The sequence below is a fragment of the Rhodococcus sp. SBT000017 genome, from assembly GCF_003688915.1.
Taxonomy (GTDB): domain Bacteria; phylum Actinomycetota; class Actinomycetes; order Mycobacteriales; family Mycobacteriaceae; genus Rhodococcoides.
Window position 1 is genome coordinate 3,741,224 of sequence record NZ_REFU01000001.1, and the last position, 25,457, is coordinate 3,766,680.

The 25,457-nt window shown below is 64.5% G+C and carries 29 protein-coding genes; 8 read left to right on the forward strand and 21 right to left on the reverse strand.

What is annotated here, in order from left to right:
• Together AYK61_RS17530 and AYK61_RS27380 are read right to left on the reverse strand one after the other, a co-directional pair.
• Positions 1-198, reverse strand: a complete 198-nt coding sequence (locus tag AYK61_RS17530; RefSeq protein WP_121871743.1) for a PLD nuclease N-terminal domain-containing protein — start codon at positions 196-198, stop codon at positions 1-3.
• Between the two features lie 86 nt (positions 199-284).
• Positions 285-431: a hypothetical protein gene (locus AYK61_RS27380; protein WP_183130332.1), complete on the reverse strand. Its 147-nt coding sequence runs from the start codon at positions 429-431 to the stop codon at positions 285-287.
• A 167-nt stretch (positions 432-598) separates the two neighbouring features.
• Between AYK61_RS27380 and AYK61_RS17535 the strand changes: the two genes are divergently transcribed.
• A complete protein-coding gene (locus AYK61_RS17535) occupies positions 599-1,135 on the forward strand; it encodes a DinB family protein (RefSeq protein WP_121871744.1) in 537 nt (178 codons plus the stop codon).
• Between the two features lie 91 nt (positions 1,136-1,226).
• Entirely contained in the window at positions 1,227-1,469 is a 243-nt protein-coding gene (locus tag AYK61_RS17540) for a PLDc N-terminal domain-containing protein (RefSeq protein ID WP_128645691.1), read from the forward strand.
• On the opposite strand, the gene AYK61_RS17545 is transcribed toward AYK61_RS17540, so the two are convergent.
• Together AYK61_RS17545 and AYK61_RS17550 are read right to left on the reverse strand one after the other, a co-directional pair.
• Positions 1,451-1,903 carry a GNAT family N-acetyltransferase gene (locus tag AYK61_RS17545; protein WP_183130333.1) on the reverse strand — a complete coding sequence of 151 codons (453 nt, stop codon included), beginning with the start codon at positions 1,901-1,903 and terminating at the stop codon, positions 1,451-1,453. The two genes, AYK61_RS17540 and AYK61_RS17545, sit on opposite strands and share 19 nt — an antisense overlap.
• Positions 1,890-2,864 (reverse strand): aldo/keto reductase, encoded by a 975-nt coding sequence (locus tag AYK61_RS17550; protein ID WP_220709128.1) that lies wholly within the window; start codon positions 2,862-2,864, stop codon positions 1,890-1,892. The genes AYK61_RS17545 and AYK61_RS17550 overlap by 14 nt, the downstream gene beginning before the upstream one ends.
• A 64-nt stretch (positions 2,865-2,928) precedes the next feature.
• Here AYK61_RS17550 and AYK61_RS17555 point away from each other — a divergent pair, with 64 nt between their 5' ends.
• Positions 2,929-3,840: an aminotransferase class IV gene (locus tag AYK61_RS17555; protein ID WP_183130334.1), complete on the forward strand. Its 912-nt coding sequence runs from the start codon at positions 2,929-2,931 to the stop codon at positions 3,838-3,840.
• A gap of 3 nt (positions 3,841-3,843) precedes the next feature.
• Here the strand turns inward: AYK61_RS17555 and AYK61_RS17560 are convergent, their stop codons facing one another.
• From AYK61_RS17560 to AYK61_RS17575, 4 genes are all read right to left on the reverse strand, one after another.
• Entirely contained in the window at positions 3,844-4,992 is a 1,149-nt protein-coding gene (locus tag AYK61_RS17560; protein WP_121871749.1) for a serine hydrolase, read from the reverse strand.
• A gap of 39 nt (positions 4,993-5,031) precedes the next feature.
• Positions 5,032-6,255, reverse strand: coding sequence for a threonine--tRNA ligase (gene thrS, locus AYK61_RS17565; RefSeq protein WP_121872852.1), 1,224 nt, complete (start codon positions 6,253-6,255; stop codon positions 5,032-5,034).
• A 362-nt stretch (positions 6,256-6,617) separates the two neighbouring features.
• Entirely contained in the window at positions 6,618-6,986 is a 369-nt protein-coding gene (locus tag AYK61_RS17570; RefSeq protein WP_121871750.1) for a glyoxalase superfamily protein, read from the reverse strand.
• Positions 6,983-7,546, reverse strand: coding sequence for a TetR/AcrR family transcriptional regulator (locus tag AYK61_RS17575; RefSeq protein WP_121871751.1), 564 nt, complete (start codon positions 7,544-7,546; stop codon positions 6,983-6,985). Before AYK61_RS17575 ends, AYK61_RS17570 begins: the two co-directional genes overlap by 4 nt.
• A gap of 109 nt (positions 7,547-7,655) precedes the next feature.
• Here AYK61_RS17575 and AYK61_RS17580 point away from each other — a divergent pair, with 109 nt between their 5' ends.
• Entirely contained in the window at positions 7,656-8,495 is an 840-nt protein-coding gene (locus AYK61_RS17580; protein WP_121871752.1) for an alpha/beta fold hydrolase, read from the forward strand.
• Between the two features lie 40 nt (positions 8,496-8,535).
• Here the strand turns inward: AYK61_RS17580 and rraA are convergent, their stop codons facing one another.
• Both rraA and AYK61_RS17590 read right to left on the reverse strand, forming a co-directional pair.
• A complete protein-coding gene (gene rraA, locus AYK61_RS17585; RefSeq protein ID WP_121871753.1) occupies positions 8,536-9,021 on the reverse strand; it encodes a ribonuclease E activity regulator RraA in 486 nt (161 codons plus the stop codon).
• Between the two features lie 24 nt (positions 9,022-9,045).
• Complete coding sequence (locus AYK61_RS17590) at positions 9,046-9,429, reverse strand: DUF5313 family protein (RefSeq protein ID WP_121871754.1); 384 nt, start codon at positions 9,427-9,429, stop codon at positions 9,046-9,048.
• A 106-nt stretch (positions 9,430-9,535) separates the two neighbouring features.
• On the opposite strand from AYK61_RS17590, the gene AYK61_RS17595 reads away from it, so the two are divergent.
• Together AYK61_RS17595 and AYK61_RS17600 are read left to right on the forward strand one after the other, a co-directional pair.
• Positions 9,536-10,570, forward strand: coding sequence for an amidohydrolase family protein (locus tag AYK61_RS17595; protein ID WP_259468107.1), 1,035 nt, complete (start codon positions 9,536-9,538; stop codon positions 10,568-10,570).
• Positions 10,571-10,593: 23 nt separating this feature from the next.
• A complete protein-coding gene (locus tag AYK61_RS17600) occupies positions 10,594-10,887 on the forward strand; it encodes a WhiB family transcriptional regulator (protein ID WP_121871755.1) in 294 nt (97 codons plus the stop codon).
• Here the strand turns inward: AYK61_RS17600 and AYK61_RS17605 are convergent.
• Positions 10,856-11,608, reverse strand: a complete 753-nt coding sequence (locus AYK61_RS17605) for a MerR family transcriptional regulator (RefSeq protein WP_121872854.1) — start codon at positions 11,606-11,608, stop codon at positions 10,856-10,858. The genes AYK61_RS17600 and AYK61_RS17605 overlap by 32 nt on opposite strands.
• 87 nt (positions 11,609-11,695) lie before the next feature.
• On the reverse strand, positions 11,696-12,901 hold the full coding sequence (locus tag AYK61_RS17610; protein WP_237669183.1) for a lipase family protein: 1,206 nt from the start codon (positions 12,899-12,901) through the stop codon (positions 11,696-11,698).
• A gap of 154 nt (positions 12,902-13,055) precedes the next feature.
• On the opposite strand from AYK61_RS17610, the gene AYK61_RS17615 reads away from it, so the two are divergent.
• Complete coding sequence (locus AYK61_RS17615) at positions 13,056-14,609, forward strand: succinic semialdehyde dehydrogenase (RefSeq protein ID WP_121871757.1); 1,554 nt, start codon at positions 13,056-13,058, stop codon at positions 14,607-14,609.
• 26 nt (positions 14,610-14,635) lie between these two features.
• Here AYK61_RS17615 and AYK61_RS17620 read toward each other — a convergent pair whose 3' ends face one another.
• The 7 genes from AYK61_RS17620 to AYK61_RS17650 all read right to left on the reverse strand — a co-directional run bounded on the left by AYK61_RS17620 (position 14,636) and on the right by AYK61_RS17650 (position 22,928).
• Complete coding sequence (locus AYK61_RS17620; RefSeq protein WP_183130335.1) at positions 14,636-16,030, reverse strand: PQQ-binding-like beta-propeller repeat protein; 1,395 nt, start codon at positions 16,028-16,030, stop codon at positions 14,636-14,638.
• A 120-nt stretch (positions 16,031-16,150) separates the two neighbouring features.
• Positions 16,151-18,154, reverse strand: a complete 2,004-nt coding sequence (locus AYK61_RS17625) for an MDR family MFS transporter (RefSeq protein ID WP_259468108.1) — start codon at positions 18,152-18,154, stop codon at positions 16,151-16,153.
• A gap of 3 nt (positions 18,155-18,157) precedes the next feature.
• Positions 18,158-18,643: a MarR family winged helix-turn-helix transcriptional regulator gene (locus AYK61_RS17630; RefSeq protein ID WP_121871759.1), complete on the reverse strand. Its 486-nt coding sequence runs from the start codon at positions 18,641-18,643 to the stop codon at positions 18,158-18,160.
• 196 nt (positions 18,644-18,839) lie between these two features.
• Positions 18,840-19,862, reverse strand: coding sequence for an ABC transporter ATP-binding protein (locus AYK61_RS17635; protein ID WP_121871760.1), 1,023 nt, complete (start codon positions 19,860-19,862; stop codon positions 18,840-18,842).
• 40 nt (positions 19,863-19,902) lie between these two features.
• Positions 19,903-21,519 (reverse strand): iron ABC transporter permease, encoded by a 1,617-nt coding sequence (locus tag AYK61_RS17640; protein ID WP_259468109.1) that lies wholly within the window; start codon positions 21,517-21,519, stop codon positions 19,903-19,905.
• Positions 21,512-22,546, reverse strand: a complete 1,035-nt coding sequence (locus AYK61_RS17645) for an ABC transporter substrate-binding protein (protein WP_121872856.1) — start codon at positions 22,544-22,546, stop codon at positions 21,512-21,514. Before AYK61_RS17645 ends, AYK61_RS17640 begins: the two co-directional genes overlap by 8 nt.
• Before the next feature lie 109 nt (positions 22,547-22,655).
• Complete coding sequence (locus AYK61_RS17650) at positions 22,656-22,928, reverse strand: type II toxin-antitoxin system Phd/YefM family antitoxin (RefSeq protein WP_121871762.1); 273 nt, start codon at positions 22,926-22,928, stop codon at positions 22,656-22,658.
• Between the two features lie 81 nt (positions 22,929-23,009).
• Here AYK61_RS17650 and AYK61_RS17655 point away from each other — a divergent pair, with 81 nt between their 5' ends.
• The gene (locus AYK61_RS17655; protein ID WP_183130336.1) at positions 23,010-23,360 is read left to right on the forward strand and encodes a VOC family protein; all 351 of its coding nucleotides are present in this window, start codon (positions 23,010-23,012) and stop codon (positions 23,358-23,360) included.
• Here the strand turns inward: AYK61_RS17655 and AYK61_RS17660 are convergent.
• Complete coding sequence (locus AYK61_RS17660) at positions 23,351-24,460, reverse strand: TDT family transporter (protein WP_121871763.1); 1,110 nt, start codon at positions 24,458-24,460, stop codon at positions 23,351-23,353. The two genes, AYK61_RS17655 and AYK61_RS17660, sit on opposite strands and share 10 nt — an antisense overlap.
• Positions 24,461-24,534: 74 nt before the next feature.
• On the reverse strand, positions 24,535-25,443 hold the full coding sequence (locus AYK61_RS17665; protein WP_121871764.1) for a LysR family transcriptional regulator: 909 nt from the start codon (positions 25,441-25,443) through the stop codon (positions 24,535-24,537).
• Positions 25,444-25,457 lie beyond the last annotated feature (14 nt).

Here is a 25,457-nt window from a genome sequence, read left to right on the forward strand (position 1 = left end):
TCATCTGTTGCCGCCGCTCGGTCCGTAGGGATAGCGCTTGCCGACCACGAACCACAGGATCGGCCCGATGATCGGCAGTAGCACCACAACGAATGCCCACGCCAGCTTCGCCCAACAGCCCATGGTGCGGTCACAGGCGATCGACAGTAACGCCATCAATGACAGCAGAACGGTGACGGCACCACCGGCAGAAGCCATACCCGAGACGGTAGCTCAGCCAGCGCTGCGAACAATCTCGAGCCGTCTCGTCGCGCTACTGGATCCGGTGATCGATGCCCGAACGGCTACGGGATCTTGTCCCCGTTGATGGCGTGCACCCAGCACTTCGGATCCTCGACGAGCCATGCATCGGAGTCCGTGACTGTTCCCGTCCGAAACTGGATGCGGAGCAGGATGCGGCCGACCCTCTTGCCGGCATGCAATCCGGTCACGTCCGCACCGTCGATGTCCTGCAACGGTATTCGAAGCGGAGTGGAACTGCCGATGCGACGGATCCACAGTTCGCTCTCGGTCAGGGCAGCGGGGAATCGTAGCGAGCTGGGTTGGTAGTCACGCCAAAATCCGACAACTGTCGACAGAACAATTCTAGGGTGTACCGGTGACCGAACCTCCTGATCGACTGGATCTTCTCCGATGGCAGTTCGATCTGACGTGGTCTCTGTTCGAGCTTCATCTCGATCAGCTCACTTTCGAGTTGCTTGTGTGGGAGCCGGTCCCTGCGAATTGGAACGTGAGGCAGGACGCCGATCGAAGGTGGGTCCCGGACTGGGAGGACGAGGAGCCGGACCCGATCCCCGTTCCGACGATCGGTTGGATTACGTGGCACATCGGTTGGTGGTGGACGTCGGCGATAGACCAAGCGCACGGGCTACGGCCGCGTGACCGCACGGACGTCGTATGGCCGGGGAGCCTTGATGAGGTTTTGGCTTCGCTACGTGGACTCCGCTTGGAATGGATATCAATCCTGAACGGCTACAAAGAGTCTGACCTGGACGCTTCCGCCCCTTACCCGTGGGGCGATGATTCTGGAATGACCGTCGCCCACACCGTCGCGTGGGTGAACGCGGAGCTGATGAAGAACGTGTCCGAGATCGGTCAACTTCGACTGCTGTGGGCAGCTTCCCCGAACCGGTAGTGTTCCAGACCTGCTTGGTTCTGCTCGAATCCGAGCACACCGGTCGCCGTCGGACGACGCTAAGCTGGCTTTCGAGGTGAAGGAGTTGGCGATGAGCAGTGACATCAACCCCACTCTGCCGTTGGCGTTCGATCTCGCCTGGATGGCCGCGATCGTGGTGTGGCTGTTGCTCGTCGGTGTTGCGTGGGTATCGATCCTGCGTACTTCCCACCGCCGGCGCGGTGCCGCATTCTGGTGGTGTCTGCTCGTGTTGCTCATGCCGTTCACCGGTGCGCTGATCTGGTTCTTGGTTCGACCGAACGCCGCTGCCCCCGATCAGCGGACGAGTTCGTAGCGGGCCAGCCACAACCCGGGCAGTACCTGTTGATCCTCGGTGTGCACGAAGCCGAAGGACTCGTAGAGCCTGCGCGCCGGTGGATTGTCTCGCCCGGTGGCCACGTGCACACGTTGTGCGACAATCGATTCCAGCATCGCGTCGACCAATGCCCGTCCGATGCCTCGTCGATGAGCGTGTGGAGCCACCACCAGGCGGTCGATCTCCGCCTCGGACCACGCTGCAGCCCCGAGTATTTCGTCACCCTCCCGCGCGACGAGCCAATGGACCTGTACAGCACACAGATCGTCGACCGACTCGTGCAGCAGCGGAATTCGGTCGTCGCCGATCAGCCGTGCTTCGACCGCATACGACCCCTTCTGCACCGCGAGAATCTGATCGGCCAACGGTCGATCGGCAGCTGGGTCGACGCGAACGATCTCAATAGCGACCACCAGCAGGAGCAGGCAGAGCGTCGAGTGCCGCACGGTGCTCCGGACTCAAGGTCAGCGTCGCCGCACCTGCGTTCTCCTCGAGACGCGACGTGCGTCGGGTGCCGGGGATGGGAACCACGTGCTCACCCTGCGCCAACACCCAGGCCAAGGCCACCTGCGCCGGCGTCGCGCCGAGCTCGTCCGCCACACCCGCGATGGCGTCGACGATCACGAGGTTCGCATCGAGGTTGTCCTGGCTGAAGCGTGGCAGCTGTGAACGGAAATCGTCTGCAGCAGGCGTGTTTCCGCGAAAGTTTCCGGTCAGGAAGCCGCGACCCAACGGTGAGAACGGGACGAATGCTGCGCCGTTGTCCTGTGTCCACTTCAAGGATGTTGCGAGGTGGTCGCGCGTCCACAGCGACAATTCCGACTGCACTGCAGAGATCGGATGCACCTGCTGGGCCCGATCGAGTTGTTCGACGCTGAACTCCGAGACACCCAGTGCCCGAACCTTTCCCGCCTGCACGGCCTCGGCCATCGCGCCGATGCTGTCCTCCACGTTCACCTCGGGATCCGGGCGATGGAGGTAGTAGAGGTCGATATGGTCGACGCCCAAGCGCCGCAGTGAGTCGTCGATCGCCTGCCGGAGGTGATCCGGCTTGCCGTCGGGGCCCGAAATGACGGGTTCGCCGGCGTCGCCGATGTGAGAGACGAGACCGCCCTTGGTCGCGAGGATCACCTCGTCACGCCGATTCCCGATGGCTTTGCCGACGACCTCTTCGTTGGTGAACGGGCCGTACACATCGGCCGTGTCGATGAAATTCACGCCCAGATCCAAGGCGTGCCCGATGACGTGATCGGGGCTCTCCGTCCTATCGTCGGCCTTGTACGCCCAGGTCATTCCCATGCAGCCCAGGCCTATGGCTCCGACTGTCGGTCCGTCGTTCCACAGGGTGCGGGTAGGTACGGTGCGTGTGGTCATGTACTCGACCATAGAGAAGTAAAAGCGTTGTCGCTTGGACTCACCGGGCGACTAGCATCGCCGCATGGCTCTTCCACACTCGAAGGTGTATTTCGGCGATCGTCTGGTCGAGGCGCAGGATGCGACGCTCGGAGTGGCAACTTCGGCCGTTCTGTACGGGCTCAGTGTCTACACGGTGTTCCCGGTGCAGGTGGACGGTGACCGGCGTACCGCGTTCCGGTTGCTCGATCACTATCGGCGACTCGTCGAATCCTGCAAGATCATCGGCATCGACACCTTCGCGTCGCAGTGGACGTTCGAGAGGTTCGTACAGGCAACGCGCGATGTCGTCGCCGCCAACGCTCCGACGACCGAGGTCTACGTTCGCGCCACTGTCCACGTCGACGAGTCGATCCCGGGAACTCGGGTACGTGGTCTGCACACCACGGTCTCCATCTTCCTGTACGACGCGAACCCCATCGTTCCGCAGAACGGCATGCGGCTTAAAACGAGTGTGTGGCGACGAATTCCGGACAACGCCATCCCCTCGCGTGCCAAGGTGAACGGAGCATACGTCAATTCTGTTCTGGCCAAACAGGATGCGATCGACAGTGGCTTCGACGACTGCATCTTCCTCGACATCAACGGTCACGTCTGTGAACTCAGTGCGGCGAACATCTTTCTCGTCCGCAATGGAGTGCTCGTCACCCCTGACGTCACCAGCGACATTCTCGACGGCATCAACCGTCGGACCATTCTGACCCTGGCGCGCGAAGAAGGACTGACGGTTCAGGAGCGAACTGTCGATCTCACCGAGCTGTACATCGCCGACGAGGTCTTCGTGTGCGGCACCTCCGCGGGAGTTGCTCCGGTGTACGAAATCGATGGTCGCGCAATAGGAACAAAGGAGATCGGCCCGGTGACGCTCACCCTGCGAAAGCGTCACCAGGCCGCGCTCACCAGCGACGAAGTGCATGGCTGGGTGAGCGTGCTGTGAGTGCTAGGCCGGGCAGCTCGCTGCGAGTCCGGTGATCACAGCGTTGGTGGCGACCTGCTCGAGCGGATCCGCGGCTGGATTCGGCGCGGCGGTGGTCCAGGCCAGCGATACCTGACGCTGTCCGTCCGGACTCGAGAATGCGAAGGTGCGGTAGCCGAAGCCGTTGCCGCGGTTGCCGAACACGAGCTCACCCGATCCCGGGTTGCACGCGTCCCCGCCCAGCAGCAGGCCGAGTCCGTACGTCGACGGTGTGACGACCTGCATCTCGTCGATCAGATTCTGCGGGATCAGCGTGCCGTCGAACAGTGCTCTGAAGAAGGTATTCATGTCGCCGACGGTCGAGACCACGGCGGCTCCGGACGACCAGATGCTGGCGTCGTAATCGGTGACGTCGGTGTAGGTTCCGTTCTCCAGGGTGTAGCCGTGCAAAGCGTCCTCGTCCAGAGTCGAATCGGTGGGGTACGTCGTGTCGGCCATCTCCAGCGGATCGAAGATCCTGTCCTGCAACGCTTGTCCGATGGGCTTGTCGTCCAGTTCGGCGACGATCTGTCCGAGGAGGACGTAGTTGGTGTTCGCGTAGCTGAACTCCTTGCCCGGCTCGGTCGTCCAGGGCATGGCCAAGGCCTGAGAGATCAACTGGTCGTCGGTGACGGCATCGTTCGCGCGGGCGGCTATCTGCTCCGCAGAGTCGAATCCGGTGAAGTAGTCCGGAACGCCACTGGTGTGATCGAGTAGTTGGCGAACGGTCACCGGCCTGGGCAACAGACCGGGAAGCACCTCGTCGACCTGCTGATCGAGCTCGAGCTTCCCCTCGTCCACGAGCTGCAGCACCACGGCAGCAACCATCGCCTTGGTGACGCTGGCGATACGGACCGGGTCGTCAGCAGATGCCGGCTCGGCACCATCGCGCTCGACGAGACCGGCCGCCCCCGACCACGAACTCTCGCCGTCGCGTACCTGCGCGACTGCGGCAACGGACCCGGCGTCGACCATGGCGTCCAAGGCTGCCTGGACGTCGTCGGTCTCGAGGCTCCCGCTCGAGGGCGCGGTGGTGGTCGGCTCGACGGCTGACGGCTCGTCCGTCGACGAGCACCCACTGACCAGCAGGGATGTCGACACTGTGAGGGCGGCGAGGATTCGTAGCTTGCTCATGTCTTCGACGCTAACCCCGCCCTGCGAAGGATTTCAGTGTCAAATGTCAGTGATTTTCGATGAGGGGACGGTGGGAAGCGGAGCGCGAACGGCAATGTCGTGCTGCACCGCGGCGACGAACATGTCCACATCGAGCACGGCTCTCGAATTCAGCGCGGGGTAAGAGACCGCAACCGAATTGCTGTTGTGCTCTCGATCACCGATGACCGCGATGTACGAGTCGCGATGGATTCGAGCATTCCGAATCCGGGCACTGAGCGAACCTTCCTCGAGCACTTCGGCCCGAACCGATGCGCGGAGCAGTCGACCGGCCAGCGCCAGTGCTGACTGCGAGTGGGAAGCACCTACCGGAACTACGGCGACCTGTCGAGGGGCGAGCCACGGTGGCATTCGACCTTTGTGTTGCTCGATGAGCATTGCAGTCAATCGCTCCATGGAGCCGAGCACGCCGCGATGGATCATCACGGGGCGGTGCCTCTCTCCGTCGGACCCGGTGTACTCGAGCCCGAACCGTTCCGGTTGGTTGAAGTCGATCTGAACAGTCGACACAGTGTCTGGAGAACCGGTGACCTGCACATCGATCTTCGGACCGTAGAAGGCTGCATCCCCATGACCGACGATGAACGGGCGATCACCCAGTGCCGCCCGTAGCTGACTCTCGGCGGCTTCCCATCGCGCAGGATCACCCAGATAGTGTCCGCTCCCGCCCCGAACCGACAGCCTGAACGACGCAACGAGTCCCAATACTCCATAACACCTTTCGATCGAGTCGAGGGCCCGTCCAACTTCTTCCCGGACTTGACCGGGGGCGCAGAACACGTGTGCGTCGTCGAGTGAGATCTGCCGTACACGGGTCAATCCACCCAGCACACCCGACAGTTCGCTTCGGAACATCGACCCCAGCTCCGACACTCGGAATGGAAGCTCACGAAAGCTGCGCCCACGTGCAGCGAAGATCTGGGTGTGATGCGGGCAATTAGCAGGCCGCAGAACGTATTCCTCGCCCCCGATGCGCATCGGAGGAAACATATCGGCCGAGAACTTGTCCCAGTGCCCGGACCTCTCGAACAGAGAGCGCTTGGCCAGGACTGGAGTGTAGACGCCGAGACATCCCGATCGAGCCGATTCCTCGGCGGCCAGCTTCTCCAACTCCGCACGAATGATTGCGCCGTCGGGCAGCAACATCGGTAATCCGGCACCGATGGCCGGGCTGGTTGCAAACAGATCCAACTCGCGACCGAGCCGGTTGTGATCAGAATTCACGGGTACTCCACTTCTGTTGTCGCCCAGAAGAAGTGCCCAGATATGCAAGAACCCCGGGGCAACAACTCCCGGGGTTCGTCGATTTAGGTCGGTGCAGGCCTACATCGGACGCCGGAAGAAAACCGGCGTCGTCGTCAATGGCTGCGGGTGCATCATGGCATCGACGGTACAACGCTGGTGCGACGGCTGGCAAGAGGTATCAGCGCCCGACTTCGGAGCCTGGTGCGTCGTCGCATGTTAAGAGTTGCCTGCTCCGTATAAGTTCCGTTCGGAGGGGATGGGCGCACCTGGTTGTTCAGAAGTGGGTCTCGGACGCGGAAAGCCGCGTGGCGCGCACGATTGTGAACGGTGAGGTGCGCTGGTCAGCGATCGACCTGACAGAAGCGGAGGTTGTTGGAGAACGGATCGGTGATCGTCATGGTCGGTCCGCCCGGTGCGTCGTGGTCGATTCCCGGTCGGCTGCGAGGGTTGTTCTTCTGCAGCAGTTCGGCATTGAAGGACGTGACGTCCGGGATCGGTATCCACACCGATGTGCCCGGTGTGCCGTCGCCGTAGTGCTGGGAAAGATCCAGGACACACTTCCCGCGCGAAATGCGCACGTACAGCGGCAGATCCGGCTCGAAGCGATGCTCCCACTCGACAGCGAACCCCAGGTAGTCCACGTAGAACGCACGCGCCTCGGCGTCGTCGAAGATGCGGAGAATCGGAATGGCCGGGCCGAATGCCTTCATGACGTCGAGTGTGGCATACCCAGCAGAACTTTCACCGCAGCCTTTGCCGCAGCCGCAGATTCGGGTGACTCCGTGATGGCCGCGGTGGTTTGCGCACCTTCGGCGAGGAGGGCGATCTGCAGTCCGACGGTCGGCTCGCATCCGGCTTCGACGGCCAAGCGGGTGACGTAGTCGATGAAGTTCCTCTTGTGCTGCTGCGCGGCTTCGGCGACCTCGGGCATCGTGGCCCCCAGTTCACCGAACGAGTTGATGAAGGCGCACCCGCGGAAGTCGTCCTCGCGAAACCAGTGGTCCAGGAAGTCGAAGATCGACAGCAGCTTCTCTCGAGGTGACTCGTGGGCGGCGGCTTCGGCGTGGATCCCGTCGTTCCACTGCTGTGTTCGACCCCGAAGAACCTCGGCGACGATGGCGGTCTTCGACGGGAACAGTGAGTACATGCGCTTGAGGGAGATGCCCGCGCTGCTGCGGAGCTCGTCCATGCCGACGGCCTGGATTCCGCGTGCATAGAACAGTGCATCCGCTGCTCGGATGACGTCGTCGCGTCCGAGTTCGGTACCCATGACCCACCTACCCCTTGCCGAGAGAACCAACGTTCTCTACAGTAGTCCACACGCGGTGAGAACGACCGTTCTCCCGCGTCGGACTTCACTCACGAAGGAAGGCGACACCATGGCGTACATCAAGGTCGACACCGAGAACTCCACCCCCGTCGAGGTCTACTACGAGGATCACGGCACCGGTCAGCCGGTCGTCCTCATCCACGGTTACCCACTCGACGGCAACTCCTGGGAACGCCAGTCACGGGCGCTGCTCGACGCCGGCTATCGCGTCATCACCTACGACCGCCGCGGATTCGGCCAGTCCAGCAAGCCGACCGTCGGATACGACTACGACACCTTCGCCTCGGACCTGGACAAGGTGCTGACCGAGCTGGACCTGCGCGATGTCATCCTGGTCGGATTCTCCATGGGCACAGGCGAACTCGCGCGGTACGCGGCGAAGTACGGCACGGATCGCGTCGCGAAGTTCGCGTTTCTGGCCTCGCTCGAGCCGTTCCTGCTGCAGACCGACGACAACCCAACCGGCGTCCCGCAGTCGGTGTTCGACGGCATCGACAGTGCCGCGCGGGAGGATCGCTTCGCCTGGTTCGAGAACTTCTACAAGGACTTCTACAACCTCGACGAGAACCTCGGGACCCGCATCAGCGAGGCCGCAGTACGTGCGAGCTGGAACACCGCGACCGGTAGCGCTCCCGTGGCCGCCTACGCCGTCGTGCCCACCTGGCTCGAAGATTTCCGCGGCGACGTGGAGAAGGTGCGCGCATCGGGCAAGCCCACGCTGATCCTGCACGGCACGGCCGACAACATCCTGCCGATCGATTCCACCGGCCGCCAGTTCCACAAGGTGTTCCCGGAGGCCACTTACGTCGAGGTCGACGGTGCACCGCACGGACTGCTGTGGACGCACTTCCAGGAAGTGAACGACGCGCTGCTCGCGTTCGTGAAGTAGTGAATCGGGGCGGCAGGTATCAGGCCTGCCGCCCTGGCCCCTACAGCTGGACCGCGACGACGCCGTCGTGGTCGCTGTAGACGATCTCGCCCGGGGTGAACGTCACGCCACCGAAGCTGACCGGCACGTTCTTCTCGCCCGATCCGGTCTGCGTGCTCTTGCGTGGGTTGGTGCCCAGTGCCTTGACGCCGATCTCGAGGGTGCGCAGGATCGCCGAGTCGCGCACCGCGCCGTTGACGATGACGCCGGCCCAACCGTTGCTGACACCTCGGCCCGCGATGATGTCGCCGACGAGTGCGGTGTGAACACTGGCGTCGCCGTCGACCACCAGAACGCCACCGTTGCCCGGTTCGCTCAGAGTCTGCTTCACCAGCAGGTTGTCCTGGAAGCAGCGGATGGTGGTGATGGGGCCCGCGAATTCGGTGTGCTTGCCGTACTGAATGAACTGGGTGTCGCAGCTGCGGATGTCGGGACCGATCTCGTCGGCCAGATCAGCTGTTGCCTTGAATTCCACCGGTGAAGTCATGCGGCACAGACTATCGTCCGAACATCAACCGCGGCCGTGACGCCGTTCGTAGTCGTCGCGCGTGCGGTCGGCCCGGCTCTGCGCCTTGGCGTTGATCAACTGCGGGTCGAGGCCGTGGATCAGCAGACGATGCCGGCGATAGACGTTCATCAGTGCAATCGAGAAGTAGACCAATGGAATGAACAGCAAGGCCATCATCGCCAGTGACATCCACAGCGGCCCCGGGATCAGTAGGAACAACAACAGCAGCGGGATGACGGGCACCGTGAACCGTGCGAGGTAGCGGACCTGCGCGCCGTTGCCCACCAGATCCTCGCGAACCCAGTCCTGCATGGACTCGGGCAGCGTGCGACCGAACGAATAGCCCAGAAACTGCAGCGGGCTCGGCGTCGTGCGTTCGGTGGTCATCGCGCAATGCTAGTCCGATACTTCTTGGTAGATCTCACCGTTGACTGCGGATTGTTTCATATGTGACGATAGCGTCAGTTAAGGCGATGAGAGAAGGACTTCAACAGTGATCGATCGCAGAACCCTGCTCGGCGCTCTGGGTGCCGCGACGATCTCCGGGGTTGCCCACTCGGCAATGCCGTCTGCATCGGCATCGCCCGCTCCGGGCACCGGCGGGGTCATCGACGTGCACTCGCACATGGTTCCCGACTTCTACCTGCGGGAGGCCCTCGCGTCGGGCATCGTCTTTCCCGACGGCATGCCGAAGTGGCCGTCCTGGTCGGTCGGTGAACACCTGCAGATGATGGACGGCTGTGGCATCGACAGTGCGATCCTGTCCGTCTCGTCGCCCGGGGTGCATTTCGGAAACGACGGCAAGGCTGCTGATCTCGCACGACGGGTCAACGATTTCGGGGCCGGGGTGGTGGCGAACCAGCCTCGACTGGGATTCTTCGCGTCGCTTCCGCTGCCGAACGTCGTCGACTCGACGGTCGAGGCCATCCGTGCTCTCGATCAGCTGGGGGCCGACGGCGTGACGGTGATGTCGAACGCAGGCGGTATGTACCTGGGCAACGCCGTACTGACACCACTGCTGGCCGCGCTGGACGCACGATCGGCGGTCGTGTTCGTACATCCCACGTCACCGCCGAATTCGGGCGCAGTATCACTCGGGCGTCCGGCACCGATGATCGAATTCCTCTTCGACACAGCACGAACCGTCGTCGATCTGATTCTGCTGGGCGTGGTCGATCGATTCCCGAACATCCGCTGGGTGTTCACTCACGGCGGCGGAGTTCTACCACTGCTGGCGGACCGGGTCGATTTCTTCCGAACGCAGGTGGGCCTGGGGACCCCGGCAACGCCGGATGTGCTGCAGCGCTTGTGGTTCGACCTCGCCGGAACTCCTGTCCCGCGGCAGCTGCCCGCGTTGCTGTCCACCGTCGGCCCCGATCGTCTGGTGTACGGCAGCGACTACTGCTTCACGCCGATCGCCGCGGTGCAGGAGCAACTGCGATCACTCGACGCCGGTGCCGCGAACGGCGGCCTCGCGGACTGGCGCGCGAGAACATCCGGCAACGCCCGCCGACTGCTCGATCTCTGATCCGAAAGAGGTGGATACTGCCGATGAAAGCGCAAGCACTGCAACCGATCTCCGAGCACTGGGATTGGCAGATGAATGCCGCCTGCCGCTCGATGCCGGTCTCGATGTTCTACCCGCCCCTGGGACTGCGGGGATACTCACTGAGAAACCTCGAGCGACAGGCGAAGCTCGTGTGCGATCGATGCCCCGTGATCGCGCGCTGCCTGCAACACGCACTCGACTCGGACGAAAAGCACGGAGTCTGGGGTGGATCGACCGCACACGAGCGGTCCGCGATGACGCGGGTCAACCCTGACGAGCGGCGTTCGCGACAATGACATCGCGAAGGTACTGCGCCAAACCGTCCGCAATATCGTTGTAGTGCTTGGCGAATCGCGCGTCGGCAATGTACATCTCCGCCAGGTTCACCTGCATCTCGTAGCCGCAGTCGTAGTACCGCTCGATCGATGCCCGATGACGCTCGGCCAGTTCCCCGGCCTCGGTGGAATCCGGTGACACACCCCGCTGCATCGCGGCAGCGAGATCTGCTTCCAGTAGGTCTGTCTCCTTCTTGACGGCCCTCCAATCGTCCTTGGTGAACGACGCCGTCCGCTGCTGCGACTGCTTCCACTCGTCGGTCTCGCCCCAGCGTTGCTCGGCTTCCTCGGCGTACTCCTCGCCGGGCCAGTTGTCGCCGAAAATCTCGCGCTGCTCCTCGGGAGTCAGTTGCATACCCATCTTCTTCGCCTCCATCATCTTGTCCACGGCCGCAGCCATTGCGTGCAAGTGATCGATCCGCTCGTTCAACAACTCTCGCTGCCGACGCAGATGCGCCATGGCATCGACCGCCGGGTCGTCGAGCAACGCCGCAATGGCGTCGAGCGGGAACCCGAGTTCGCGGTAGGTCAGAACCTGATGCAGCCGTTCGACATCGGCGGACGAGTACGTCCGATAGCCCTTCGGCGTTCTGCCCGACGGCACCACCAACGCGATCTCGTCGTAGTGATGCAGCGTTCTGACGCTGACACCCACCAACTTCGAGACTGCGCCGACCTGCATGCCGACCTGGACGTCAACCGAACTGTTCGCGGACGAATCACTCACGAAGGACACTGTGCTGCCTCCCGTGGCGTGAGGGTCAAGCGCTTACCGGATGACGCGTTCGCACCCGGAGGTGGATTCTCCGGCGAGCCGCTGCCCGAGCCAGTCGTATGCACCGGGACGGCCGTTGGTCTGCGCCAGCGAATGATCCCCGGGAACCAATTCGAGGCGAACCGACGCACCCGCAGCGCACCACTGGTCCTGCACGGCCTCGGCACCTTCCTTGGGAATGAGGAAGTCCTGCAGGCCCTGGTAGATGTAGATCGGGGCGTCCGGCTTCGTCTGGCCCATGCGGTTCTCTTCGACGACGGCCTTGGTGACCGGGTGGTCGAAGACATCAGGCACGTTGGAGAGGTTTCGCTGGTCCAGCAGCAACAGTCCCGAGTACGACAACACATCGACGCATTGATCCTTCTGCGCCAGAGCCAGTCGCTTTCCGTTGTCGTTGGCGAGCGCCCGCATCTCCGGGTACTCCCTGGACAATCCGATCGTAGCCGCAGTGAACAGGCCCGATCCGATCTGGCCGTTCAGTGAGGTCTGCAGAATCTTGTAGTCGGTCGGTGGGCCACCGAACGCGACACCGGCGATGTTCAACTCGGGCGCGTACTCGGGAGCCAACTGCGCTGCCCAACCCGAAGCGATGGCACCGCCGGAATAACCGGTGATGCCGATCGGAGCGTTCGCAGTCACGCCTGCACTCTGGGATGCGCGTAAGCCGTCGAGCACGGTGTGTCCGGATACGAGACCGGCCGAATAGGCCTGCCGAGGACCCTGGTAGTCGGTGACGACCACCGTGTAGCCGCGGTCGAGCAGAATCCGGACCTGATCGATCTCCTTGTTGTTGCCCCGCGGAAGTGTGTACGACGGCGCGCACTGATTACCGAGCGAGTCGGTTGCCTCGTTGTACGCGACGACGGGACGATCCCCGGCTCCGGTCCACGGCGCGGTGGGCGTCAGGACCGTCGTCGCCGCTGCGATGGGTCGGTTCTTGGAGTCGGTCGAGCGGAAGAGCAACTGCACGGACGACGCCTCGGGCGTCACCGCGACATCCCGACGGTTCAGCACCGTGCCCGGCTGCAGGTTCTCGTACCCGGCCGGGGGATCGAACCACGGATCACCCAGAGAGGTGGGCAGGTACGCAGCGGGATCGCTCGGGGGAGCGACGAAGTCCTGAAGAGGATCAGCGTGAGCCGGCCCTGCCAACGACAGCATCAATGCTGCGGCTCCGGCCAGAACGAGTGCCTTGCGCATGTATTTCCCACCCTGTAGCTCCGTACGCCCCGACGTCCGGTAGACCATGGACCATCGTGCCATACGGTGGCGCAATTTCGGGTCTGTGAACTGAGCCAGCAAGCGGGTAGGTTGTCTGTTACTCCGAACACTACTCACCAGTAGGGATCCGTCCATGCCAGCACCGTCAGCTGCGACCTTCACCCGGCTCGCCGATCTCATCGCCATCCCCGACGCCGAATCGCGGCCGACGAAAACCATCACCGAGGTGTTCACCGGCAAGGAGCTGGCGACCATCCCGGTCGGCACCGCCGCCGACGCGACCGCCGCGATCGCGCGTGTTCGCTCAGCTCAGGTGGCATGGGCCAAGCGCCCCGTGTCCGAGCGTGCCGAGATCTTCCACCGCTACCGCGACCTGGTGCTCGCCCACCGAGACGAGCTGATGGACATGGCGCAGGCCGAGACCGGCAAGTCCCGCGCCGCTGCCCTCGAAGAGGTTCTCGACATCTCGATGACCGCGCGGCACTACGCGCGCACCGCCGCGAAGCTGCTGGCTCCGAAGAAGGTCACCGGCATGCTGCCCGTGCTGACCAAGACTCGGGTCCGCTACCAGCCGAAGGGCGTCGTCGGAATCATCTCCCCGTGGAACTACCCGATGACCCTCGCGGTGTCCGACGCCATCCCGGCACTGCTGGCAGGCAACGGCGTCGTGCTCAAACCCGACAGCCAGACGCCGTACTGCGCGCTGGCCTGCGTCGAACTGCTCTACAAGGCTGGCCTGCCCCGTGACCTGTTCGCCGTGGTTCCCGGCCCGGGTTCGGTGGTGGGAACCGCCATCGTCGAGAACACCGAGTACGTCATGTTCACCGGCTCCACCGCCACCGGCCAGCTCCTGGCCGAGCAGGCCGGGCGTCGACTCATCGGATTCTCGGCCGAGCTCGGTGGCAAGAACGCGATGATCGTCGCCAAGGGTGCCAACCTCAGGGAAGTGTCCGACGCGGCCGTGCGGGCCTGCTTCTCCAACTCCGGCCAGCTCTGCATCTCCATCGAACGCATCTACGTCGAGAAGTCGATCGCCGCGGAGTTCACCGAGAAGTTCGGTCAGCGGGTGCGCAACATGAGCCTCGGAGCCGACTACGAATTCGGCATCGAGATGGGCAGCCTCATCTCCGAGGACCAGATCAAGACCGTCTCGGCCCACGTCGACGACGCCAAGGTCAAGGGCGCGACCGTCGTCGCAGGCGGCAAGGCTCGCCCCGACATCGGCCCGCTGTTCTACGAGCCGACGCTGCTGACGAACGTCACCGAGGACATGGAATGCGCTGCAACCGAGACCTTCGGGCCGCTGGTGTCGATCTACCCCGTCGCCGACATCGACGAGGCCATCAAGAAGGCCAACGACACCGAGTACGGACTCAACGCCAGCGTCTGGGCCAAGACCAAGGCACAGGGCGAAGCCATTGCGGCGCGGCTGCATTCGGGCACCGTCAATGTCGACGAGGGCTACGCGCCGACGTGGGGCACCACCGGCGCTCCGATGGGCGGAATGGGCGTGTCCGGTGTGGGACGCAGGCACGGTACCGAGGGCCTGCTCAAGTACACGGAGTCGCAGACCATCGCGACGACGCGTCTGCTCAATCTCGGTGGGCCGCGCGGACTTCCGCCGAAGCTGTGGGCAAAGATCATGCCGCCCTTCGTCAAGGCGCTCAAGTACATTCCGGGTCGGTAGCACAGGGCCCAGCGACGAGGGACGGTCTAGGTCGCGCGTAGGACCGAGATGCTCAGGGCCCTGCTGTAGATCGAGTCGTTCTCGACTCGATCGAACATCGGCCATGACTGTCGATCGATTCCCTCGTCGTCGAACGTCGCCACGGGGATGTCCCACACTGTCGATCCGGTTCTGACGTCGATTCCGCGCAGCACTTCCGGTCCGAACAGGGTGGCGACGTCACCGTCGAGCGCGCCGACCTCCGCGAAGGCTCCCGACTCGCGACTCCACAGCGTGTTCCCGGTGTCGAGGTCGAGTGCGGACTCGGTGGCGGTGTCGTTGTTGCGCAGCAGCGCAACCGAACCTGTGACGGCGTATGCCAGTCCGTTCGTGGACAGGAACGCCGCGGCGGGGCCGGTGATGTCCGGCGGAACAGCCCAGACCAGACTTTCGTCGGTCCAGACGGGATCGGGATTCGACGGCCGATAGCCGCCCGTCCCGAGCAGCAGCGGGCTCTCCTCGGTGGGTGCGTCGAACGTCGGTTGCTGCAGGGTCACGGAATCCGTTGCAGCGAGTACGGTTCCGTCGGAGTCGACGATCTCCGAACCCACGATCGTATTGGGATCCGAGCAATCGGTCCGCACCACCCGCACTGCGCCGTCGCGCGAGGCGATACCCGACCGCGCGCAGTCGGGAACCGTTCTGGACCACAGGTTGTCGCCGGTGTCGAGGTCGAAGGCAAACACCCCTCGGCCGTCGTCGAACAGCCCGATTCCGTGCTCGGTGTGCAGCGTGGACGCGAACTGTGTGTCCGGCGATGACGTGGAATCGAACTGTACCGACCAGTCCGCGTCGAGGGCGTCCGCAGTGCCGCGAGACACCGTCGGCCTGGCACCCTCGCGCACCGCGTGGGCCGCGTACACGTGGCCGTCTGCGGTGGTCAGACCCGTGATCGGAAAGGCTGCGTTCCGAGTGCTCGATTCCCCGGATTCAGCGTCGACAGTCACGATTTCGGATGTCGTGCCGGCGGTGCCGCGGTAGCAGACGACCTGGCCGTCGACGAATTCCTCACCGCAGCCCACGATATTCTCCGCGGGGGTACGCCATCGCACCGAGCCGTCGGTGATGTCCAATCCCACCAGGGTGGCGTCGACGAACTCTCTGCCGTCGAGACGGCCGACGAGCGTGACAACCGTCGACCCGTCGGAGATCGAACCGGATTCCATCGAATCGGTGTCGCTGCCCTGGACCGGATCGCGAAATTGACCGCCTTCGATACCCACATCCGACGGAGTGAGAGTCCATCCGAGACCGGGAGCAGATCCTGTTGCACCGTCGACGGGGGTGCCGGCCGTCGGCTGCCGCTCCTCGGTTGCGCACGACGCGCAGACAAGCGCTGTTACCAGGACCGCGGCGGCGGAGATCTGGAGACGACGTGTCATGTAAAGATTCTCCCGACTGTGCAGAACCGAAAGAAGGTGGTCGGTCCGTTCTTCTAGCATAGAGAACGAAAATTCCCCGCACTCCCGGTGGGGGTGCGGGGAACTGCCGTGAGGCTTGACCTAGTTGACGCTGTGTCCGTTCAGTCCGGCGTGTGCGTAGTGATTGTGACTGTCGGGAATGTGGTTGTCTCCCAACACCCGAGCAATCTGCTGCTCACTGAGTCCGAGACGACGAAGCCTCTCGCACACTGCATCGAAATCGAGCATCCTCGCGTCGAGTTCCTGCTGCAGTGCAATCACTTCGGCGCGGATGGTCTCGGCCTCGTCGAGCGCGGCCAACGTGTCCTTCGGCTCGGGGAGCAGCAGCGCGAGCAGTCGATCACGTGCGTCGGTGCTCAGACCCTCGAACGGGCGCTGCCCCGGCTGAGCCTCGTGCCGGCCCTCGTTGCGGTGAGTATCGGCGCGACGATCGGTGTCGTACTCGGGGGAGAGGTAATCCTGGGTGGCACCGAAGGACGGAATCTCGGCGAGCTGGTCCTGCGGCTCGTCCTTGGGTCCCTGCGCAGGTGCCGACGCGATGTCGATCGTCTGGCGCAGTGGACGATTCGGGATGAAGACGACTGCGATCAGCGTGACGATCGCGACGAAGCCGGCGATCATGAAGATGCGACCGGTCGCATCACCGTATGCGGTGCGGACGACTTCGAGGACGGGTGCGGGCAGTGACGTGAGATCGAGCGATCCACCGCCGCCCGACGAGCTGTCGACGCCGAGCTGGGCCAGGCCGGCTGCGGACTTGTCGGCCACCCGGGTGGCGAGCAGCGAACCGAGAACCGAGACGCCGATCGCGCCGCCGAAGGTGCGGAAGAACGCAACCGTCGACGAAGCCGCTCCGACGTTCTGCACACTGACCGTGTTCTGCACTGCGAGAACGAGATTCTGCATCAGCATGCCGGTACCGAGGCCGACGATGGTGATGAAGATGCCGACCGTGACCAGGCTGGTGGCGTGATCGATGGTGCCCAGGAGCAGGAATCCGACGACCAGCAGAACAGAGCCGGTGACGATGAACGGCTTCCACTTTCCGAACTTGGTGATGAGCTGACCCGAGCCGACGGAGGCGACGAGCATGCCGAACACCAGTGGGATGGAGAGCAATCCGGCTTCGGTGGGGGTGTAGCCGCGAGCGGTCTGGAAGTACTGGCCGAGGAAGGTGGTGGCTCCGAAGAGGCCGACGCCGACGGCGATCGACGCGATGATGGCGAGGCCGGTGGTGCGCTCGGTGACGATCTTGAGCGGGATGATCGGCGACTTGTGCCGTGCCTCGACGATGATCGTGAGGATCAGCAGTAGAACTCCGCCGCCCACCAGGTAGGCCGTCTCACGGGAGATCCAGGCGTAGTAGTCGGCCTTGCCTGCGAACGACACCCACACCAGCAGAACGGAAACGCCTGCGGTGAGCAGAAGTGCGCCGAGCCAGTCGATGGAGACGTTGTCCTTGCGGACGGTCTTGATGTGCAGGGTCTTCTGCAGCAGTCCGAGAGCGATGACGGCCAGCGGCACGCAGACGAAGAAGCACCAGCGCCAACCGAGGGGGCTGTCGACGATGACGCCACCGAGGATCGGGCCACCGGACATCGACACGGCCATGACGGCACCGGTGTAGCCGGAGTAGCGGCCGCGATCACGCGGCGAGACGATGGTGCCGATGATGGCGATGACGAGAGCCGTCAGGCCACCCATGCCGATGCCCTGCACCACGCGTGCGGCCAGCAGGACCGGCACGTTGTGTGCGAAGCCGGCGATCAGCGAGCCCGCGACGAAGATGACGATCGCGCTCTGGACCAGCACCTTCTTGTTGAACAGGTCGGCGAGCTTGCCCCAGATGGGAGTGGACGCGGCGTTGGCCAGCAGGGCCGTGGTGATGACCCAGGCGTACGCGGTCTGCGAGCCTTTGAGGTCACCGATGATGGTGGGCAGTGCCGTCGAGACGATGGTGGTGCTCAGCAGCGCGGTGAACAGCGCAGCGAGCAGGCCGGTGAGGGCTTCGAGGATCTGGCGATGCGACATCGCGTCGGGATCGACGACTGCCTGATTGGGCGGAGTTTCCGCGGAAGTTGTCATGTCTTATCTCGCAATCGATTCAATGCGGACCACGTCCTGATGCTGGGCGTGGGCGTCTTCGGTGAAGGTGTCGTTCAGTTTGCGGATCGAGTCGAGTGCATCGAGTGCCTCGGACTCGCTCCAGCCGCTCAACATCACGGCCAGACGACGTGCGCGTCTGGCCCAAATTTGTTTCAGTCGAACCTGGCCCACGTCCGACACACAGACCCGAGACGCACGTCTGTCGTCGGGATCCGGATGCCGATCGATGTAGCCGAGGTCGACGAGGTCTGCGATCTGCCGGCTGAGGGCGGACTGACTGACGCAGAGCCTGCTGGCCAGGTCGGTCTGTCTGCATTCGCCCTCGGTCGCCAGGATGGACAGAACTCCGGTCAGGGCCTGCGGCAGGGGTGAATCCTCGACTCCGGTGGTCACGGCCCGCTTCAGCGTGCGCCCGAAGAGAAAGACCTCTTCGACCAACGACTCCGCTGTCGTGGATTGAACTGCCATGAGTGCTCCAACGTCGATTCTTATTTACTTGCTGTCTGCAACCATATATATACATACATGCGCTAAGCAAACATTATTCCTGTCTGGTGGGTCACAGGGTGGATCCGTCTGGGGATCGGCTCCCCGGATATGGATTTGTGCCTTCGATCGCAGTCGGAAATCCGAAACTGGGGAGCCGATCCGCGGCCGAGGGTGGCTAGCGCGGGTAGAAGAACGACCGCCGGACGCTCAACGCAACGGTCTCGCCCACCTGCGGGCGCGGCCCGCGCACCGAGCATCGGAAGTCCACATCGCCGGAGCGAACCAGAACATCGCTGGCATCACGTCCGAACAGTGAGGAGGTCACGGTGCCGCTGACGTCGCCGTCGCCGTCGGGCACGATCTCGATGTCGGTCGGCAGGATTGCGAGCGTCCCGGGTCCGGAGCCCTCCGCCGCGACTGTGAGTGAGCCGGAGGAAAATGTGCCCTGCGCGACGGTCCCGTCTACGAGGGTGGCGTCGGACAGGAAGCGGGCAACGAACGCCGATGCCGGAGCGCGCACCACGTCCTCGGGCGTACCGATCTGCGCGACGGCACCCTGATCGAGGACGACCACCCGGTCGGCGAGAGCAAGGGCCTCGGTGCGGTCGTGGGTCACGTGCAGGACGGTCAGGTTCGCGGCCCGCGTCAGCGCGCGCAGTTCGAGACGAAGACGATCACGCAGGGGCTCGTCCAGTGCAGACAGCGCCTCGTCGAGCAGCAGCGCCCGCGGCGAGGAGACCAGGGCGCGAGCGAGTGCGACGCGTTGCCGCTGGCCACCGGACAACGTCGACGGGTCCCGGTTCTCGAGCCCGGGCAGCCCGACGAGTTCGAGCACGGCGGCGACCTTCTTCTCGCGTTCGGACTTGGCGACCTTGGCCAGTTCGAGCGGGTAGGAGACATTCCGCCCGACGCTGCGGTGCGGCCACAGCGCGTGCTGCTGAAACACCATGCCGAGCTTGCGCGATTCGGGAGGCGTCGAGAGGCGCTCGCTCGCAACCACATCGGGGCCGATGGCAATCGAGCCGGCGGTCGGCGTCAGGAAGCCGGCGACGGTACGCAGCAGCGTGGTCTTGCCGGAGCCCGACGGTCCGACGAGTGCAACGAACTCGCCGTCGGCGATCTCCAGGTCGATGCCCTCCAAACCGATTGTGCCGTCGGGGTATCGGAGGCCGAGCTGCTCGATCGTGATGGCGGACATCGATTCCTTCTTCTCGGCGTCGGAACTACGGGCGTCGGAGCTACGGGCGTCCGGCTCGGGTGGATGCGACGAGGCCGAGGCCTGCGAATCCCACGAGCGCGACGAGTAGGGACAGGGCGGAGGCGGCGTTGTAGTCCCCGGCCTGCTGCAGGTTGAAGATGGATACGCCGAGGGTCTGTGTGCCCGGCGCGACGAGGAGCACCGACATGGTCAGCTCGCGCACCGCAGTGAGGGCGACGAGTACCGCGCCGGTGATCGCAGCCGGGATGGCCATCTTCCACGGCACGTCCCACAGTGATCGAAGTTGCGACGCGCCAGAGGATCTGGCGACTTCTTCGAGGGCTGTCGGAGTGGAACTCGAGGGTGCGCGGACAGCTTGGACGACGATCGCGAGGAACGCCATCACGTACGCGCACAGGATGACCCACTTCGTGTCGAACAGGCCGGTGTACCGGCCGATGATCAACCAGCCGACCGCGATGACGAGGCCGGGAATCGCCTGCGGCAGCATCGCTGCCAGATCCAGGCCGACGTTGTCGCGGGAACGAGTGCGGGTGGTGAGCACGCCGATGGCCAAGCCGAGGAATCCGCACACCACAGCGGCCCCGAGAGCCAGGGTCACCGAGTTCTGGATACCGACCAGCGTTCCCGGTGCGGTGACCGCGCTCTCGATGCTCTGCAGGGTGAGGTTGCTCCAGGTGAGTGGTACGCCGGGAGCCGGCAGCAACGCCTGCGTGGCCAACGCCAGGATCGGCAACACCGTCAGAGCCAGCCCGATGAGCCAGGCAACGATTCCTGCGGGAATTCGACTGCGACCCAGCGGAAGTAGCTGCGGGGCAGTGACCGCGCCGTCCAACTGAATCGATCGGCGGCCGAGAATGCGATCGATCGCTACTGCGACCACGGCGAGTGCGAGGAGTCCGATGCCGATGGTCGAGACCACCTCGAGGGGGCGATCGACGGTGCCCGACTGAATGTATCGATACACCATGGTCGAGAGCGTGACGTAGCGCTCGGGCAATCCGATCAGGGCAGGAATGCCGAAGTCTGCAAGATTGGACACGGCCGTCAACGTCAGTGACGCCAGCAGGGCCGGACGCAGCAGCGGCAGCGTCACGTCGCGCATGGCCCGGAACGGAGATGCTCCGGCAATGCGAGCCGCCTGTTCGAGATCGCCCGGTACGCGTCGGAGCGCCGCCGAAATGATCAGGTACGCAAGCGGGTACGAGTGGACCGTGAGCAAGAAGATCACCCCGTCGCCGCCGTAGATGTTCCACAGCGGACCGCCGCCGAACGTCTCGTTCCAGAACGAGTTGATCATTCCGCTCGGGCCCAGCAGACCCGTCCAGGCGATTGCGCCGACGAACGGCGGAATCAGCAAGGGGCTGAGCAGAATCAGGCGCAGCACTGACCGGCCCGGCAGGTCGGTGCGATCGAGAACGAGGGCCATGACGGTCGCGATGGCCACCGCCGCGGCCGCGGACAGGCCTGCCGACACGATGCTGTTGGCCGCAGCCGACGCGATTCCGCCGTCGAGCAGCTCCTGTATGTGGTTGCCGCCCAATCCGATCGAGACCACGGCGGCCAGCGGTGCACCGATCAGGGCCAGTACGGCCAGCCACAGGCCGGCGCGTACCCAGGTGACGCGGTCAGCCAAGAAGATCGTTGAACGTGGCGACGGCATCGGGCTGTGAGGCAGTGATGGTGGCGAGGTCCGGGTTCAGCAGTTCGATCTCGTCGAGCGGGGGTGTGCCCTCGGGCGTGCCGACATCGGACCGGACCGGCAGGTACTGCTGCTCCACAGCGATTTCCTGACCGCGCTTGCTGACCAGGAAGTCCACGTACTTCTGGGCCGCTTCGGGATTGGCGGAATCCGCGAAGATCCCGGCGGGCTGGGAGATGTACGGAACGCCGTCGGTGGGGTACGACGCGGCGATGGGCGATCCCTTGTCGGCCAGCTCGCGCACCAGGTAGTCGACGACGATGCCGACGGGCTGAGTACCGGCGGCGACGGCCTGAGCGACGGGGCCGTTGCTCTCGGCGACCACGGGTTCGTTGGCGACGAGGTCGGTGAGCCACGGCAGGCCGAGGTCGTCCTGGCCCAGCCAGACGGCGGTGTTGAAGGCGGCCGCGCCGGACACATCCGGATTGGGCAGCGTGATCCGGCCCTTGTACTGGGGATCGGCCAGTTCCTTCCACGACGTCGGGGGCGCCGACACCGTGCCGGTGTTGTACGCGATGACCGTCGGGATGATGCGGGTACCGACGTAGTAGCCGTCGGGATCGACGACGTTGGGATCGAGCGCGTCGACGTCGGCAGGGGTGTACTGCAGGAGGAGGTCGTCGGCCTTGTACTTCTCGAACGTGGGGGCGTCCGCAGCGAGCAGAACGTCCGCACCGATGGAACCGGTCTGCCGCTCCGACGCGATGCGCGCGTTGAGATCGCCGGTGCCCGCGCGGAACACCTGTACGTCGATGCCGGGGTTCTCCGCGGTGAACTCGGCATTGAGAGCGTCGATCTTCGCCTGCGGCTCCGAGGTGTACACCGTGAGAGTGCCGCTGGCCCCGTCGCCGTTTCCACCGGCCTCGGGAGCCGCAGGCTCGGAGCAGGACGCAAGGGTGAGGGCGGCGAGACCGAGGATTCCACCGGTGGCAACGCGACGAACAGTGTTCACTTGGTACATCTCCTGGAGGCATCGAGCACGGAAGTTGCTCATGCTTCCGACCCGAATCGACCGGCAGGCAGGTGTTGCGGGAACTGCACATGTCGTCGGGGTGAACGACTCGATGGGTTCAGGGGCTGTGGATCTCGACCAGTTCTTCGATGGGCTGCCACGGGTCCCGCATCGAGCCGTCGATGTCGATCAGATCGCCCGCGAGGGTTGGCTCGTGTGCGGAGTCGAAGACGTCGGCTATGTCGTCGAATGTGTTCCAGTGCTTTCGCTCTGTCGGCCCCAACAAGGCGCTGGGGCGTCCGGCAACCGTGATCAGCATCGACTCGCCGGCCTCCGCGCGCTTGACATAGTCGGACGCGTGCTGCCGAAGCTCATGTCCGATGGACTCCATACAGAGAGAGTAGGACTGTGCCCGCCGGTGCAGCGGGGGAGGACGTCCCCGCGGGGACGTTTTCGGCGATACAGTCCGGACATGGACGTTGTGCGCGCGATGCCATTGCTCACGGTCACCGATCTCGATGCGGCGCTGGACAAGTACGTCCAGGTCACCGGCATGGAGGTGGTGATGAATCACGGTTGGATCGCCACGCTCGCGCCGTCGGGTGACAGTGCGGCGCAGCTCAGCCTGATCACCACCGATCCCACCGGACCGGTCAATCCATCCGCGTCGATCGAGGTGGACGACGTGGACGCGGCCTACCGAGCTGCCGTCGATGCGGACCTCGAGATCGTCTACGAGATCACCAACGAAGAGTGGGGCGTGCGCCGATTCTTCTTTCGCGACTCCGGCGGCAACGTGGTGAACGTTCTTTCTCACCTGTGACCCGGATGCAGCAACTCTCCGCGCCGGACGCCGCGAAGAGTGCGGGTGGCCACGGTGAACCAGGCGGCGAGCAGTAGGACGTACAGGGCAACGGCCAGAGCCTGCACCGCACCGAAGTTCAGTGCCCGCCCCAGCGCAGTCGCTCCGGTGACACAGGTGCCGACGGGAAAGGTGAACGACCACCACGTCAGCGAGAACCCCAGGTTCCTGCGCGCCGCGTGCACGGTGAGAGCCGTCGCGAGCGCGAACATCAACATTCCGAAGCCGCCCATGATCAACCCGTAGCCGATGCCGACAACGTGGAGTCCGACGGCGATCGACGACTGTGCACCGGTGAACACCATCGACGCGTCGGTGCCGAGCAGGTTCGCCGCCGTGATCGACTGCCCGATCAGTCCCAGCGTGATCCACACGGTCGGAGCCGCGTCGACGGGCGGTAGACCGCCGTGCAGCAGACGCCCGTAGATCAGAGTCAGCGTGATCATCCCGACGATCAGCGACAGACCGAACATCGCGTAGCAGGCGCACAGCAGCGCCAGCCGCCACTGGCCCTCGGGTAGGTGCGGAAGCAGCAAAGCCCCGGTCGAGGCCGAGACCATCGGCGGCACCACTGGCATCAGCCACGCGGGCAGGGCGGCAACGTCGCGATGATCGGACGCGGTGATCATTCGATACGGAACGACGACGCTGGTGAGCAGACCGGTGATCGTCCCGGTGATCCACAGGCCGGCGAACAGCGTTGTGGCCGCAGTGGATCCGAGCAGGTCCGCTCCGAGGAGACCTGCACCCGCGCCGACGGTGAGCATCGCCATGGGCGGAGCGCCGTAGAACTGCACCATCACCGGGTGCCGGGCATAGGCGACGGCTCGGTCGCGATGCCCGATCCAGTGCCGCGCGAAGGCCGCACCGATCACGATCAGCGCCGCGGCGGCGCAGACCCAGACAGCGACCGCGAAAACGTGCAGAGCCGGGAACTGCACCGGCAACGCCGCGGCCGCGGTGGCTACGATGCCGGTCCCCATCACCGCAGCGAACCAGTTGGGGGTGATGTGCTCGAAGGGCTGGCGGCGCACCACGCGGGTAGGAGCTGTCACGGCCATGTCTTCAGCCTGCGCGGTGCCGTGCCCCCTCGGTAGGCAGCAGTTCGTCCACCAGCCATAACCCAGGGCTATGGCTACAGGTGAGCCTTCGCCGCCACGGTGAGCAACTCCGCGGCCGGTCCACTCGGCGCGCGGCCGGACGGCCAGATTGCCCGCAGCGCACGGCGCAAGGTCAGTCCTGGGATCGGTACGCGGACCAGAGTGCCGGCGGCCAACTCGGGGGCGACGGCCAGTGAGCTCAGCACGGCTCCGCCGATTCCTGCCCCGACCGCGGACTTGATCGCCGTCGTCGAGGAGACCTCGAGGAGCGGCGACATCGGTTTCCCGAGACCCGCTGCAGCCAAGGCGCTTTCGTAGGCCGAGCGCGTCCCCGACCCGGCCTCCCGCGTCACCAGTGCGGTGGCGACGATCTCGGCGGCCGACGGCGCGGTGACGGCCCACGAGTGGTCCGGTGCCACCACGAGCAGAAGTTCGTCGGTGGCAACGGTCCGGTGGTCCAGAGCTGCAGGGACACTGGGGCTTTCGATGAAACCGAGGTCGGCGGCACCGGCAAGCACCTTCTCGGCGACGACCGTCGAGTTACCCGAGCTCAGCGTCGGAACGATGTGGGGGACAAGCGTGTGCAGCGTGACCAGCCATCGCGGTAGAAGATACTCTGCGACAGTCTGACTCGCGGCAATCTGCACATGGCCGATGCGTTCGGCGTGCAACGTGGCGATGGCCGTTGCCAAGTCCTCGGCGGACCGAACGACCGGCGCGGCCCAACTCGCGACGAGCTCACCGAGTTCGGTCAGTACCGTTCCTCGCGCCCCGCGTCGCAGCAGCGGAGCGCCGACGCGTCTTTCCAACGCACGAATACGTGCACTGGCCGCCGGCTGCGACATGCCGTGGGCTCTACCCGCTCGCCCGATGCTGCCGAGCTCGGCCACCGACAGCAGCAGGTCGATGCTGGTGAGATCGGCAACGTGAGGGGGAAGCGGCACGGGGCGAGCCTACT

What these genes read in the sequence shown, in the direction of transcription:
- AYK61_RS17530 (WP_121871743.1), bottom strand. Translation starts at nt 198, where the DNA reads ATGGCTTCTGCCGGTGGTGCCGTCACCGTTCTGCTGTCATTGATGGCG.
- AYK61_RS17540 (WP_128645691.1), top strand. Translation starts at nt 1,227, where the DNA reads ATGAGCAGTGACATCAACCCCACTCTGCCGTTGGCGTTCGATCTCGCC.
- AYK61_RS17550 (WP_220709128.1), bottom strand. Translation starts at nt 2,864, where the DNA reads ATGACCACACGCACCGTACCTACCCGCACCCTGTGGAACGACGGACCG.
- AYK61_RS17555 (WP_183130334.1), top strand. Translation starts at nt 2,929, where the DNA reads ATGGCTCTTCCACACTCGAAGGTGTATTTCGGCGATCGTCTGGTCGAG.
- AYK61_RS17560 (WP_121871749.1), bottom strand. Translation starts at nt 4,992, where the DNA reads ATGAGCAAGCTACGAATCCTCGCCGCCCTCACAGTGTCGACATCCCTG.
- AYK61_RS17570 (WP_121871750.1), bottom strand. Translation starts at nt 6,986, where the DNA reads ATGAAGGCATTCGGCCCGGCCATTCCGATTCTCCGCATCTTCGACGAC.
- AYK61_RS17575 (WP_121871751.1), bottom strand. Translation starts at nt 7,546, where the DNA reads ATGGGTACCGAACTCGGACGCGACGACGTCATCCGAGCAGCGGATGCA.
- AYK61_RS17580 (WP_121871752.1), top strand. Translation starts at nt 7,656, where the DNA reads ATGGCGTACATCAAGGTCGACACCGAGAACTCCACCCCCGTCGAGGTC.
- rraA (WP_121871753.1), bottom strand. Translation starts at nt 9,021, where the DNA reads ATGACTTCACCGGTGGAATTCAAGGCAACAGCTGATCTGGCCGACGAG.
- AYK61_RS17590 (WP_121871754.1), bottom strand. Translation starts at nt 9,429, where the DNA reads ATGACCACCGAACGCACGACGCCGAGCCCGCTGCAGTTTCTGGGCTAT.
- AYK61_RS17600 (WP_121871755.1), top strand. Translation starts at nt 10,594, where the DNA reads ATGAAAGCGCAAGCACTGCAACCGATCTCCGAGCACTGGGATTGGCAG.
- AYK61_RS17605 (WP_121872854.1), bottom strand. Translation starts at nt 11,608, where the DNA reads ATGCAGGTCGGCGCAGTCTCGAAGTTGGTGGGTGTCAGCGTCAGAACG.
- AYK61_RS17610 (WP_237669183.1), bottom strand. Translation starts at nt 12,901, where the DNA reads ATGCGCAAGGCACTCGTTCTGGCCGGAGCCGCAGCATTGATGCTGTCG.
- AYK61_RS17615 (WP_121871757.1), top strand. Translation starts at nt 13,056, where the DNA reads ATGCCAGCACCGTCAGCTGCGACCTTCACCCGGCTCGCCGATCTCATC.
- AYK61_RS17620 (WP_183130335.1), bottom strand. Translation starts at nt 16,030, where the DNA reads ATGACACGTCGTCTCCAGATCTCCGCCGCCGCGGTCCTGGTAACAGCG.
- AYK61_RS17625 (WP_259468108.1), bottom strand. Translation starts at nt 18,154, where the DNA reads ATGACAACTTCCGCGGAAACTCCGCCCAATCAGGCAGTCGTCGATCCC.
- AYK61_RS17630 (WP_121871759.1), bottom strand. Translation starts at nt 18,643, where the DNA reads ATGGCAGTTCAATCCACGACAGCGGAGTCGTTGGTCGAAGAGGTCTTT.
- AYK61_RS17635 (WP_121871760.1), bottom strand. Translation starts at nt 19,862, where the DNA reads ATGTCCGCCATCACGATCGAGCAGCTCGGCCTCCGATACCCCGACGGC.
- AYK61_RS17645 (WP_121872856.1), bottom strand. Translation starts at nt 22,546, where the DNA reads ATGTACCAAGTGAACACTGTTCGTCGCGTTGCCACCGGTGGAATCCTC.
- AYK61_RS17650 (WP_121871762.1), bottom strand. Translation starts at nt 22,928, where the DNA reads ATGGAGTCCATCGGACATGAGCTTCGGCAGCACGCGTCCGACTATGTC.
- AYK61_RS17655 (WP_183130336.1), top strand. Translation starts at nt 23,010, where the DNA reads ATGGACGTTGTGCGCGCGATGCCATTGCTCACGGTCACCGATCTCGAT.
- AYK61_RS17660 (WP_121871763.1), bottom strand. Translation starts at nt 24,460, where the DNA reads ATGGCCGTGACAGCTCCTACCCGCGTGGTGCGCCGCCAGCCCTTCGAG.